At 60.5% G+C, this 13,468-nt stretch carries 9 protein-coding genes; all 9 read left to right on the plus strand.

Annotation, left to right across the window (positions count from 1 at the left end):
• Positions 1-340: 340 nt before the first annotated feature.
• The 9 genes from HBO09_RS13970 (at position 341) to HBO09_RS14010 (ending at position 13,363) form a co-directional block, all read left to right on the plus strand.
• The gene (locus HBO09_RS13970) at positions 341-1,738 is read left to right on the plus strand and encodes a polynucleotide adenylyltransferase PcnB (protein ID WP_133715797.1); all 1,398 of its coding nucleotides are present in this window, start codon (positions 341-343) and stop codon (positions 1,736-1,738) included.
• A gap of 5 nt (positions 1,739-1,743) precedes the next feature.
• Positions 1,744-2,226: a 2-amino-4-hydroxy-6-hydroxymethyldihydropteridine diphosphokinase gene (folK, locus tag HBO09_RS13975; protein WP_169995130.1), complete on the plus strand. Its 483-nt coding sequence runs from the start codon at positions 1,744-1,746 to the stop codon at positions 2,224-2,226.
• A 322-nt stretch (positions 2,227-2,548) separates the two neighbouring features.
• On the plus strand, positions 2,549-3,349 hold the full coding sequence (gene panB / locus HBO09_RS13980; RefSeq protein ID WP_169995132.1) for a 3-methyl-2-oxobutanoate hydroxymethyltransferase: 801 nt from the start codon (positions 2,549-2,551) through the stop codon (positions 3,347-3,349).
• Complete coding sequence (gene panC / locus HBO09_RS13985) at positions 3,346-4,200, plus strand: pantoate--beta-alanine ligase (RefSeq protein ID WP_169995134.1); 855 nt, start codon at positions 3,346-3,348, stop codon at positions 4,198-4,200. Before panB ends, panC begins: the two co-directional genes overlap by 4 nt.
• A 349-nt stretch (positions 4,201-4,549) precedes the next feature.
• On the plus strand, positions 4,550-6,214 hold the full coding sequence (gene pgi / locus HBO09_RS13990) for a glucose-6-phosphate isomerase (protein WP_159906453.1): 1,665 nt from the start codon (positions 4,550-4,552) through the stop codon (positions 6,212-6,214).
• 98 nt (positions 6,215-6,312) lie between these two features.
• Complete coding sequence (acs, locus tag HBO09_RS13995; RefSeq protein WP_169995136.1) at positions 6,313-8,250, plus strand: acetate--CoA ligase; 1,938 nt, start codon at positions 6,313-6,315, stop codon at positions 8,248-8,250.
• Between the two features lie 16 nt (positions 8,251-8,266).
• On the plus strand, positions 8,267-9,136 hold the full coding sequence (locus HBO09_RS14000; protein WP_169995138.1) for an oxygenase MpaB family protein: 870 nt from the start codon (positions 8,267-8,269) through the stop codon (positions 9,134-9,136).
• 170 nt (positions 9,137-9,306) lie between these two features.
• Positions 9,307-10,323 carry a class I SAM-dependent methyltransferase gene (locus tag HBO09_RS14005; protein ID WP_169995140.1) on the plus strand — a complete coding sequence of 339 codons (1,017 nt, stop codon included), beginning with the start codon at positions 9,307-9,309 and terminating at the stop codon, positions 10,321-10,323.
• A gap of 106 nt (positions 10,324-10,429) precedes the next feature.
• Positions 10,430-13,363, plus strand: a complete 2,934-nt coding sequence (locus HBO09_RS14010; protein ID WP_169995142.1) for a DUF748 domain-containing protein — start codon at positions 10,430-10,432, stop codon at positions 13,361-13,363.
• Positions 13,364-13,468: the final 105 nt, after the last annotated feature.

The following is a 13,468-nucleotide window of genomic DNA, read 5'->3' on the forward strand; positions in this document are numbered from 1 at the left end:
GGTTGGATCATTGATCATCGCAACACAGCGACCAAAGCAATCCGTTTGCTCTTGACTCCCGATTGGGAGTGCCATGAAGGTCAAATCTCATGGCGAGGGCGATCAACAAAAACAAGAAGCCCGAAATCAATAATAAAAATAGAGCACGCAACTACTTTCTGGGGGAGCTTCGGCTCCCCTTGTAGTTTCTGCGTTTTGAGCGCCCCACCGGCTTATTTAAGCATCTGGCTCAACGCTTGCAGCTAGTTCCTACACCATCCCCTGACTAAATGCTAGAATCCCGGCCCATCATGCGGTCATTCTTCGTTATGGCCGAACATTCCTTCAAACAGTGCATCCCATGCTGAAGAAGTTGTTCCAGTCATTCCGTTCCCCCTTGCGTCGTACGCAACACATTCGCAGCACGCCTGAAGTGCTCAACAGCAATCAACACTCGCTGCAGCGCGCCCAGTTCAGCCGTTATGCGGTGAACATCGTCGAACGCCTGCAGAACGCTGGCTACCAGGCCTATCTGGTCGGCGGTTGCGTGCGCGACATGTTGCTCAATATCACTCCAAAGGATTTCGACGTCGCCACCAGCGCCACGCCTGAACAAGTGCGTGCCGAGTTTCGCAACGCGCGGATCATCGGTCGGCGCTTCAAATTGGTGCATATCCACTTTGGTCGCGAGATCATTGAAGTCGCGACCTTCCGCGCAGGCCACCCGCAAAACGATGAAGAGGAAGACAGCAACCAGTCTTCCCGCAACGAAAGCGGACGCATCCTGCGGGACAATGTGTACGGCACCCTGGAAGAAGACGCGCAACGTCGCGACTTCACCATCAATGCCCTCTATTACGATCCGGTCAGTGAGCGCATCCTCGATTACGCCAACGGCGTGCACGATATCCGCAATCACCTGATCCGCCTGATCGGCGACCCCACGCAGCGCTACCAGGAAGACCCGGTGCGCATGCTGCGGGCCGTGCGGTTTGCCGCCAAGCTGAACTTCGGTATCGAGAAACACACGGCCGCGCCGATTCGCGAACTGGCGCCGATGCTGCGGGAAATTCCCTCGGCGCGCCTGTTCGAAGAAGTGCTCAAGCTGTTCCTGTCCGGGCATGCCGCCGACACGTTCGAAATGCTGGTAGACCTGCAGTTGTTCGACCCACTGTTCCCGGCCAGCGCCGATGCACTGGAACACAACCCGACGTACACCCACACATTGATCAGTGAAGCGCTGATCAATACGGACCTGCGGATCAAACAGAACAAACCGGTCACGCCGGCGTTCCTGTTCGCCGCTCTGCTCTGGCCGGCGTTGCCAGCCCGGGTGCTGCGCCTGCAGAACCGTGGCATGCCGCCGATTCCGGCGATGCAGGAAGCGGCCCACGAACTGATCGCCGAACAGTGCCAGCGCATCGCGATCCCCAAGCGTTTCACCCTGCCGATCCGCGAGATCTGGGACATGCAGGAGCGCCTGCCACGACGCAGTGGCAAACGTGCCGACCTGCTGCTGGACAACCCGCGCTTCCGTGCCGGCTATGACTTCCTGCTACTGCGCGAAAGCGCCGGCGAACAGACCGATGGCCTGGGCGAATGGTGGACCGACTACCAGGACGCCAATGACAGCGAACGTCGCGAGATGATTCGTGAGCTCAGCAGCAAAGGCGAAGCCACTGGCGACGGGCCGAAGAAGCGCCGCCGCAGCAGTGGCAGCAAACGCAAGCGCAGTGCCGCCGACACCTCTGGCGAATAAGCACGGTGGAGCGTATCTACATCGGCATGGGCAGCAACCTCGCTGCCCCGCAACAGCAATTGCGCAATGCCCTCGAGGCGTTGACGCAGTTGCCGAACACCACATTCGCGGGTGTTTCTGCCTTCTATCAAAGCGATTCCCTGCTTCCCGGCCAACCGCGCTACACCAATGCCGTGGCGGCGCTGGACAGCACCCTCGAGCCGCTGGCACTGCTGGATGCGCTGCAAGCCATCGAGAACGATCAGGGCCGCGAACGTCTTGAACGCTGGGGGCCACGCACCCTGGACCTGGATATCCTGCTGTTTGGTGATCGCCTGATCGACGAGCCGCGCCTCAAGGTGCCTCATTACCAGATGCATTTAAGGGCTTTCGTGCTCTATCCACTTGCCGAATTGGCGCCGTGCACTTTAAAACTGCCTGACGACCGCCTACTCAGCGACCTGCTCGCCGAATGCCCATTCGTCGGCCTGGAACGCCTGCTCCTGTAGGAGCGAGCTTGCTCGCGAAAATCGTCAATATAAATGCCGGCGGCCTGATTAAACGCGTTGTCTAGATCCTCTTCGCGAGCAAGCTCGCTCCTACAATCGCATCAGTAACAGCGGTAACACCCCGCTCGTAACAATGCGGTAACACATCCAATTGACTTCCAGAGTTCTCCTCACGACTATAGGCGTCCCGCTGCCGCCAACCCGGCGCTGAAGGGCGCAATCCAGGCCTTATAAGCACTGCTCTGAAGAAAGTGCGCCTGTATAAACGAAGACTCACGCGCGTTACTCGCTGTTTCCAAGCGCCTGAACGAGGACCCTTTTCATGCCAGACATTACCCTGACCACCTTGCAGAGCCTCAAACTCAAGGGTGAAAAAATCGCCATGCTGACCTGCTATGACGCCACGTTCGCCCAGGCTTGCTGCCAGGCCGGCGTCGAGGTGCTACTGGTAGGCGACTCCCTGGGCATGGTTCTTCAAGGGAATGACAGCACCCTCCCCGTCACGACCGATGAACTCGCCTACCACACCGCCAGCGTCAAACGCGGTAACGAGGGCGCATTCATCATCGCCGACCTGCCGTTCATGGGTTACGCAACGCTTGAGCAGACGTTCCAGAACGCCGGCAAGCTGATGCAGGCCGGGGCACATATGATCAAAGTGGAAGGTGCCGTGTGGCTTGCCGAATCGATCCGCCTGCTGGCTGAACGCGGCGTGCCGGTATGCGCACATATGGGCCTCACGCCACAGTCGGTGAACATCCTCGGTGGTTACAAGGTCCAGGGCCGCAATGAAGCCCAGGCACGGCAGATGCGTGCCGATGCCATCGCCCTGGAGCAGGCCGGCGCCGCGATGATCGTGCTCGAATGCGTGCCAAGCGAGCTGGCGCAAGAGATCACCCAGGCGGTGAAAATCCCGGTGATCGGCATTGGTGCGGGCAGCGCGACTGACGGCCAGGTCCTGGTACTGCACGATATGCTCGGCCTGAACCTCAGCGGCCGCGCACCGAAATTCGTGAAGAACTTCATGGCCGGCCAGGACAGCATCCAGGCCGCGCTGAGCGCCTATGTTGCCGAAGTCAAAGCCGTTACCTTCCCAGGCATCGAACACGGATTCTCTGCATGAACACCGTAAAAACCTTGCGCGAACTGCGGGCCGCCGTCACTCACGCGCGCAGCGCCGGCAAGCGCATCGGCTTCGTGCCCACCATGGGCAACCTGCATGCCGGCCACGCCACGCTGGTGACCCGCGCCGCCGAGCAAGCCGACTTCGTAGTGGCGAGCATTTTCGTCAACCCACTGCAGTTCGGCGCCGGCGAAGACCTGGACAAGTACCCGCGCACCCTCGCCGCCGACCAGGAAAAACTGCTGGTGGCGGGCTGCAACCTGCTATTTGCCCCTACGGTTGACGAGATGTACCCCGGCGGCATGAGCGTGCAGACCCGGGTCAGCGTACCGCAACTGTCCGAAGGCCTGTGCGGCGCCAGCCGTCCGGGTCACTTCGAGGGTGTGGCGACGGTGGTGAGCAAGTTGTTCAACATGGTCCAGCCGGACCTCGCGGTATTCGGGCAAAAGGACTACCAGCAACTGGCGGTGATCCGCGCCATGGTGCGGGACCTGAACATGCCGATCCAGATCATTGGCGAACCCACCGTGCGCGCCGAGGACGGCCTGGCGCTGTCCTCGCGCAACGGTTACCTGAGCGAAGAACAGCGCGCCATTGCCCCGGTGCTGTACCGCAGCCTCAGTCATATCGCCACCGCAATCGAGAACGGCGATCGCGACTTTACCAAGCTGCGTGCCGAGCAGATCCAACACATCGAGGCCGCCGGTCTGCGCATGGACTACCTGGAAGTTCGCCAGGGCCAGCACCTGCGCCCTGCAACTGTCGAGGATCGTGATGTGGTGATCCTCGTTGCCGCTTACCTGGGTGCGACCCGGTTGATCGACAACCTTCACCTAAATCTACCCGCCTGATCCTGGCGATACTCCACTGTAGGAAAGGTTTGTGTGGGAGCGGGCTTGCCCGCGATTGCGGTGGGTCAGCGGCAAATGCATCGACTGACAGTCTGCCATCGCGGGCAAGCCCGCTCCTACATAAACCTGCGCCTACATTGGTTTTGTATCCCCCGCAAAGCCCTCGGTATAAAAAAGTACCGGCCTCTGCACAGACAAAGCCAAGACATATCGACACGCTAGGTTTAATGTAATCGCCCGGCGTTATAGTTAGCGCTGTCTGGAACCCAATCCTTGATCCAAGACTGGACGTTCCGGGTTTAGAAGTGTCCTAAAGGCAGTCCCAGTAATAAAAAGGAAACCCGCAGCGATGGCGTATTACCGCACTCCTCATGACGTTACCGCTCTGCCCGCCTGGCAAGCGCTCAATCAACATCGCCAAGCCATGCAGGATTTCAGCATGCGCGACGCGTTCAATGCCGATCCCCAGCGCTTTACCCAATTCACTTTGAGCAGCTGCGGACTGTTCCTCGATTACTCGAAAAACCTGATCACCCCTGAAACCCGCGACCTGCTGGTGGGCCTGGCCAACGAAGTCGATCTCAAAGGCGCGATCAAGGCGCTGTTCGACGGCGAGCCGGTCAACTCTTCGGAAGGTCGTCCGGCGCTGCACACTGCACTGCGCCGCCCAGTGGGCGACAAACTGTCGGTCAACGGCACCAATATCATGCCCGACGTGCACAAGGTGCTGAACCAGATCACCGATCTGGTGGGGCGCATCCATGATGGGCTGTGGCGCGGCTACACCGAGAAGCCGATCACTGACGTGGTCAACATCGGTATCGGTGGTTCGTTCCTCGGCCCGGAGCTGGTCTCTGAAGCACTGTTGTCCTACGCACACAAAGGCGTGCGCTGCCATTACCTGGCGAATATCGATGGCAGTGAGTTCCACGAACTGACCCAGAAGCTGCGCGCCGAGACCACGCTGTTTATTGTCTCGTCGAAATCCTTCAACACCCTGGAAACCCTGAAAAACGCCCAGGCCGCCCGCGCCTGGTACCTGGCCCAGGGTGGCTCGGAAGCCGAGCTGTATCGCCATTTCATCGCCGTGTCGAGCAACAACGCGGCGGCCGTGGCCTTCGGTATCCGTGAAGAGAACATCTTCCCGATGTGGGACTGGGTCGGCGGCCGTTACTCGTTGTGGTCGGCCATCGGCTTGCCAATCGCCCTGGCTATCGGCATGTCCAACTTCAAGGAACTGCTGTCTGGCGCCTACTCCATGGACCAGCACTTCCAGAACGCCCCATTCGAGCAGAACATGCCCGTGCTACTGGGCCTGCTGGGTGTGTGGTACGGCAACTTCTGGGGCGCGCAGAGCCATGCGATCCTGCCGTACGACCACTATCTGCGTAACATCACCAAGCACCTGCAACAGCTGGACATGGAATCCAACGGTAAAAGCGTGCGCCAGGACGGTAAACCGGTCGCGGTCGACACGGGCCCGGTGATCTGGGGCGGCGTGGGCTGCAACGGCCAGCACGCTTACCACCAGTTGCTGCACCAGGGCACCCAGTTGATCCCGGCCGACTTCATTGTGCCGATCGTCAGCTTCAACCCGGTCTCCGACCATCACCAGTGGCTGTATGCCAACTGCCTGTCCCAGAGCCAAGCGCTGATGCTCGGCAAGACCCGCAGCGAAGCCGAAGCCGAACTGCGTGACAAGGGCATGGCCGAGGAAGAAGTACAGAAACTGGCGCCACACAAAGTGATTCCAGGCAACCGCCCGAGCAACACCCTGGTGGTCGAACGGATCAGCCCGCGTCGCTTGGGCGCACTGGTGGCAATGTATGAGCACAAGGTGTTCGTGCAGAGCGTCATCTGGGGCATCAACGCCTTTGACCAATGGGGCGTGGAGCTGGGCAAGGAACTGGGCAAGGGCGTCTACAACCGCCTGACAGGCGCTGAGGAAACCTCGGCCGAAGATGCCTCGACCCAGGGCCTGATCAACTACTTCCGTGGGCGTCACCGCGGTTGAAGTGATCGGCACTACAATCAGGGATTGAACCTGCATAAACGGCTCCTATAGGGAGCCGTTTATGCTCTTGTGGCCATAACAAGAATAAGGATCCCTGTATGTTCGATATCAGCCAGTTTCCCCATGCCGATGCCGTGCGCCGTGGGGCGCAACTCAGTCAAGCGGACTACCAGCGCCTCTATCGTCAATCCATCGAACACCCCGATACTTTCTGGGCCGAACAGGCCAAGGCCTTGCTCGACTGGATCACGCCCTGGCAGACCGTCCAACACTGCGATATCCACACCGGCGCCGCACAGTGGTTTGCCGGCGGCCAGCTGAACGTCAGCTACAACTGCATTGACCGACACCTGGCGCAACGTGCCGATCAGCCGGCCTTTATCTGGGAAGGCGACGATCCTGCAAACTCTTCCAAAATCACCTACCGCCAACTTCATCAACACGTCAGCCGCCTGGCCAATGTGCTGAAAAGCCGTGGGGTGAAGAAAGGCGATCGGGTGTGTATCTACATGCCGATGATTCCCGAGGCCGCCTACGCGATGCTGGCCTGTACGCGGATTGGCGCGGTGCACTCGGTGGTGTTTGGCGGGTTCTCACCGGACGCCTTGCGCGACCGCATTCTGGATGCCGACTGCCGCACGGTGATCACTGCCGATGAAGGCGTGCGCGGCGGCAGGCCCGTGGCGCTGAAACAGAATGTCGACAAGGCCTTGGCCAGTTGCCCAAATGTCACGACGGTACTGGTGGTGGAACGCACTGGCGCCGCCGTGGCCTGGACCGAGGGGCGCGACCTCAAGTATCAACAGGCCGTTGACGCGGTCAGCGGCGAATGCCCGCCCGAGCCGATGGATGCCGAAGACCCGCTGTTTATCCTCTATACATCCGGCAGTACCGGCAAGCCCAAGGGCGTGCTGCACACCACCGGCGGCTATCTGTTGCAAGCGGCGATGACCTTCAAGTACGTGCTCGATTATCGCGAGGGCGAAGTGTTCTGGTGCACCGCCGATGTCGGCTGGGTTACCGGCCACAGTTACATCGTGTACGGGCCTCTGGCCAATGGCGCTACCTCCCTGATGTTCGAGGGAGTACCGAGCTATCCGGACAGCTCGCGCTTCTGGCAAGTGATCGACAAACATCAGGTGAATATCTTCTACACCGCGCCCACCGCCCTGCGGGCCCTGATGCGTGAGGGCCATGGCCCGCTGGAGAGCACGTCCCGGGCCAGCCTGAGATTGCTCGGCAGTGTCGGCGAGCCGATCAACCCGGAGGCCTGGGAGTGGTATTTCAATGCCGTCGGCGAACAGCGCTGCCCGATTGTCGATACCTGGTGGCAGACCGAGACCGGCGGCATCATGCTCAGCCCGCTGGTCAGCGCCCAACGCATCAAGCCTGGCTGTGCGACCCAGCCGATGTTTGGGGTGCAGCCGGTCTTGCTCGACGAGCAGGGTAAGGAAATCAACGGCGCCGGCAGTGGCGTCCTGGCGATCAAAGCCAGCTGGCCGGGGCAGATCCGTAGCGTGTATGGCGACCCGCAGCGGATGGTCGACACCTACTTCAAACCCTACCCCGGCTATTACTTTACCGGCGACGGCGCACGGCGCGACGAGGATGGCGACTATTGGATCACCGGGCGTATCGATGATGTGATCAACGTCTCCGGCCATCGCATCGGCACCGCCGAGGTGGAAAGCGCGCTGGTGCTGCATGACAAGGTGGCCGAGGCCGCCGTCGTCGGCTATCCCCACGACCTCAAGGGCCAGGGCATCTATGCCTTTGTCACGCCGATGAATGGCGTCGAGCCCAGCGATGAGCTGAAAAAGCACCTGCTGGAACTGGTCAGCAAGGAAATCGGTAGTTTCGCCAAGCCCGAGCTGATCCAATGGGCGCCGGCCTTGCCCAAAACCCGCTCAGGCAAGATCATGCGGCGTATCCTGCGCAAGATCGCCTGCAACGAGCTGGACAGCCTGGGCGATACCTCGACCCTGGCCGATCCCAGTGTGGTCGACGACCTGATCGACAAGCGCCTGAACCGATAGGAACCCCCAAACCGCCATGGAATTTTTGCGCAACCGTATCGAATCCCAGTTGATGAGCCTGACGGGCCTGTCCCTGGGCAACCTGGACCTGGAAAGCCCCAAGGGCGACCCAGGGCTGTTCGGGCCGGGCTCGGTAAGCTGGAAGGTCCATGGCGACTTCAGCAGCATGCTGATCGGTGGCATCAGCGCCTTGATGTTGCAGGCGCTGCACCCCTTGGCGTTGGCCGGCGTGTGGGACCATTCGAACTTTCGCCAGGACATGCTTGGGCGTTTGCGCCGCACTTCGCAGTTTATTTCCGGTACCACCTTTGGCTCACGCCGCGACGCGTTATGGCTGATCGAAAAGGTGCGCACCATCCACCTGCAAGTGGTCGGGCATGCACCTGACGGGCGTCCTTACGCGGCCAGCGATCCCGAATTGCTGACCTGGGTCCACGTCGCCGAAGTCAGCAGCTTTCTCGCGGCGCACCTGCGCTACAAAAACCCGGATTTATCGCCCAGGGATCAGGACCGCTACTACAGCGAAATAGCCCTGGTCGCCGAACAGCTGGGCGCTCGGCATGTGCCGCGCTCACGGCAGGAAATTTCGGATTATCTGCAGCGAATTCGTCCACAACTGCTGTGTGACGAGCGCAGCCGCGAAGTAATGCGCCTGCTGCTCAATGCCCCGGCGCCCAGCACCCTGGCCAAGCCGTTCGGCGCGCTGATGATGCAAGCGGGTATCGATCTGCTTCCGGACTGGGCCAACGACATGCTTGGCCAACAACAAAGCCCGCTGCAGCGCCAACTGATTCGCGCCGGGGTCAGGCGCAGCGCGCCGCTACTACGCTGGGCGATGCGCAATGGCTCGGTGCAGCGCGCCCACAGGCGCATGGGCCTTCTGTAACGCCCCCTTGTAGAGCTCGCTTGCCAGCGAAAATCTTCAACGCTGACGCAATACGCCTGAAGAAACGCGGCGATATTGAGTTTTTCGCGGGCAAGCCCGCTCCTACAAAAGCCGGGACCCACGGGAGCTGTTAAACTTGCGCGCTTCAATTCCCCAGCAAGGCGCGCTCCATGTCGTCCCTGAATCAGGCGCTGCGCGCCGCCCTCGATCACCGCCAAGACCTGCTCGCCGAGCTACATGCCCAAGGTACCGATTGCTATCGGCTGTTCCATGGCAGCCAGGAAGGCGCCGGTGGCCTGACCATCGACCGCTACGGCCCACAATTGATGGTGCAGAGCTTTCACCAGTCCCTGGACAGCGATGCGCTGCTGCAATTGCACCTGATGATCAACCAATTCCTCGGGCTGGAATTGCTGCTGGTCTACAACGACCGCTCCCGAGGCAACTCGCGTATCGACCGTGAAGACACGGTGTACCGCGCCGAACCCGCAGCCCTGGAAGACTTGGTTGGCCATGAATGGGGCCTGAACTATCGCGTGCGCGGTCGCCACCCGGGGCAAGACCCGCTGCTGTTCCTGGACCTGCGCAACACCCGCGGCTGGGTCAAGGCCCACAGTGCCGGCAAAAGCGTGCTCAACCTGTTTGCCTACACCTGTGGCGTCGGCCTCAGCGCGGCGGCCGGTGGGGCCCGCGAAGTGTGCAACCTGGACTTTGCCGAGGGTAACCTGGCAGTCGGTCGCGAAAACGGCGAGTTGAACCCACAGCTGCCACCCATGACGTTTGTACAGTCCGATTACTTCCCGGCAATCCGTCAACTGGCCGGGCTGCCGATCACCCAGCGTCGCGGGCAAAAACTGCCGAGCTACCCGCGCCTGGAACAACGTCAATATGACCTGGTATTGCTCGACCCTCCGGCGTGGGCCAAGAGTGCCTTTGGAACCGTGGACCTGTTGCGTGACTACCAAAGCCTGCTCAAGCCGGCATTGCTGGCCACTGCAGACAATGGCGTGCTGATCTGCTGCAACAACCTGGCAAAAGTCAGCATGGACGACTGGCGCGAGCAGGTCTTGCGCTGCGCTGAAAAGGCCGGCCGACCTGTACGCGACTGGAAAGTGATGACACCCGGCGCTGACTTTCCCTCACAAGACCAACAGCCCCCACTCAAGACCCTGATTCTGCAACTGTAGGATTGTCCTGAAAGGTCTGGCCTGGCGTAATAAAGCTGCGGTTCTTCGGAACCGCAAACCCGTGCCATACTCCAAGGCACTCCGATTGATATAGATGGCGTCACCCATGTCCAAAGGATTGATTCGCGCCGCAGGCGCCTTGCTGACCGCCCTTGCACTCTACAGCTTGCTGGGCTTCCTGATTCTGCCCGGTATTGCGCTTCGCGTGGCCAACCAGCAGTTGGCCAACTACGCCACGGTACCGGCCCGTATCGAGCGTATCGAGCTCAACCCGTTCAGCCTGGAGCTGACCCTCTGGGGCCTGAAAATCGGCGAGCCCGGCAAGGAGCAAGTGGGTTTTGAGCGTCTCTACGCCAACCTGCAGATCGACAGCCTCTGGACACGCGCCCTGCACTTGGCCGATGTGCAACTGGACAAGCCCAAGACCGAAATCCTCTTCGACAAAGCCGGCACGCTCAACCTGGCGCAACTGTTCAAAGTGCCGCCGAGCGAGCCGACCCCCGATGACCCCGACAGCAAACCGTTCCCGCTGCGTATCGAACGCATCAAGCTGGCCGAAGGCTACGTGCACTTTGAAGACGTGCGCCCCAGCGAGCCTATCGAGTTCCTCTACGACAAACTCGACTTTGAGCTGAAAAACCTCAGCACCCTGCCCGAAGACAATGCCGACATGACCCTGGTCGCTGCCGGCCCCGAAGGCGGCCAGATCGACTGGACCGGCAATTTCAGCCTGGTGCCGATCGCGTCCGAAGGTAAGCTCAAGGTCACCGATGGCAAAATGAAGGTCTGGTGGCCCTACGTACGGGACGCCCTGCCTCTGGTCCTGGAAGACGGCATCCTCAACTTCAGTACCGACTACAAGCTGAACCTGGCCAAAGAAACCGAACTGAACCTGACCAACCTCTCCGCGAGCATCGCGCCGTTCGCAATCAAGGCCCCGGATGGGCGGCCACTGGCGCGCCTGGAACGCCTGGATGTCAGCGAAACCTCGATCGACCTGGCCAAGCAGCAAGTGATCGTAGGCAAGATCCGCAGTAACAAACTCGAAACCTGGGCCGCCCGCGAAGCCGATGGCCAACTGGACTGGCAGAAATTGTTCGCCAGTCAGCCAAGCAAGCCGGCCACCAAGCCTGAGCCAGCAACGGCCCCCGCCACCGCCGACTCGCCCAAACCCGCACCGGCAGCACCGAGCAAGCCTTGGCAAGTACTGCTCAAGGATGTGCAACTGCGCAACTACCAGGTGCACTTGGCCGATCGCCAGGTAAAACCCGCTGTGGCGCTGGAACTGGGCCCGCTGAATGTCGATGTACAAGACTTCGACAGCCTCAATCAAAGCCCCTTCACATTGAAGATCGACAGTGGCCTGGGCAAGCAGGGCAAGATCCAGGCAAGCGGCCAAGTCAACCTGAACCCAGTCAGCGCCAAGTTGAAAGTCGACACCAAGGATATCGACCTGCGGGTTGCCCAATCCTATATCAGCCCCTTTATCCGCCTGGAGCTGCGTAGCGGCATGCTGGGCAGCAACCTCGATGTGAACCTCAAGAGTACCGAGCCCCTCGCGCTGCAGATCACCGGCCGTGCGCAAGTGGATCAACTGCACACCCTCGACACCCTCAAGACTCGCGACTTTCTCAAGTGGCAGCGCCTGGTGGTCGAAGGCTTGAACTACCAGCACGGCAACAGCCTGTCGATCGACAAGATCAACCTGCTGCAACCCTATGCGCGCTTTATGATCAACGATGATCGCACCACCAACGTCGACGACCTGCTGATCCCGCAACCGGCCGACAGCGGTGCCAAATCAGCCGCCAAATCCAGCGCGAGCAACGAAAAGCCCCTGGGCATCCGAATCGGCCAGATCGCGATCAACGATGGCTCGGCAAACTTTGCCGACTTCAGCCTTACGCCGAACTTCGCCACGGCGATCCAGCAGCTCAATGGACAGATCGGCACCATCGACAGCCGACAGGCCAAGCCGGCCAGTGTCGATATCAAGGGTAAGGTCGACCGCTATGCGCCTGTGACCATCAAGGGCAGCGTAAACCCGTTTGACCCGATGGCCGCGCTGGATATCGCCACCAGCTTCAAACGCGTCGAGCTGACCACCCTGACACCGTATTCCGGCAAGTTCGCAGGGTTCCGCATCCGCAAGGGCCGGCTCAACCTGGATCTGCACTACGTGATCACCAAGGGCCAGTTGAAGGCCGAGAACAAGGTGGTAGTGGAGCAACTGCAGCTGGGTGAGAAGGTCGACAGCGCGGATGCAGTGGACCTGCCGATTCGCCTGGCGATCGCCTTGCTCAAGGACACTGACGGCAAGATCTCCATCGAGTTGCCAGTGACCGGCGACTTGAACAACCCGCAATTCAGCGTGATGCCGATTGTCTGGCAAACCTTGCGCAACCTGGTAGTGCGTGCGGCGACGGCACCGTTCAAGTTTATTGGCGGGCTGGTAACCGGTGGTGGCGCGCAGGACCTGGGCACCGTGTCGTTCGACGCAGGCTCCAGTGCGTTGAGCAAGGATGCAGAGTCAGCCCTGAACAGCCTCGCCAAGGCCCTCAAGGAGCGCCCTGCCCTACGCCTGGAGATCGAAGGCACCGCAGCAGCCAGCAGCGACGGGCCGTTCCTGGCTGCAGAGCGGCTTGAGCGCGAGTATCAGTACAACTACTACAAGATACTCCAGCGTCGTGGCGACAAAGTCCCAGCCCAGGCGTCGTTGCTTGTAGTACCTGAGAAGGAAAAAGCCCCGCTGCTCGAAGGCATCTATCGCACCCGCTTGAAGCAGCAGCCACCGGCTGAGTGGAAAGACCTGGGCAGCGATGAGCGCTCGGCGAAGCTGCGCGACGGCGTGATCAAGTTCTGGAGTGGCAGCGACGTGCTGCTACGCCAACTGGGCCAGGACCGTGCCAGTACGATCAAGGACTATCTGGTCGACAAGGGCCAGTTGGAAGATGACCGGGTGTACTTCATTGATGCCAACCTGGGGCAGGCCGAGAAAGATGGCCGGGTTGTCACACCCATGCATCTGGATGCCGAGTAACTACCAGGCACCAGAGATCTGAATGTGGGAGCTGGCTTGCCTGCGATGGCGGTGTATCAGCAGCAAATAGGCTGACTGAACCACCGCTATCGCAGGCAAGCCAGC

Source organism: Pseudomonas sp. WS 5027, from assembly GCF_012985695.1.
Taxonomy (GTDB): Bacteria; Pseudomonadota; Gammaproteobacteria; order Pseudomonadales; family Pseudomonadaceae; genus Aquipseudomonas; species Aquipseudomonas hygromyciniae.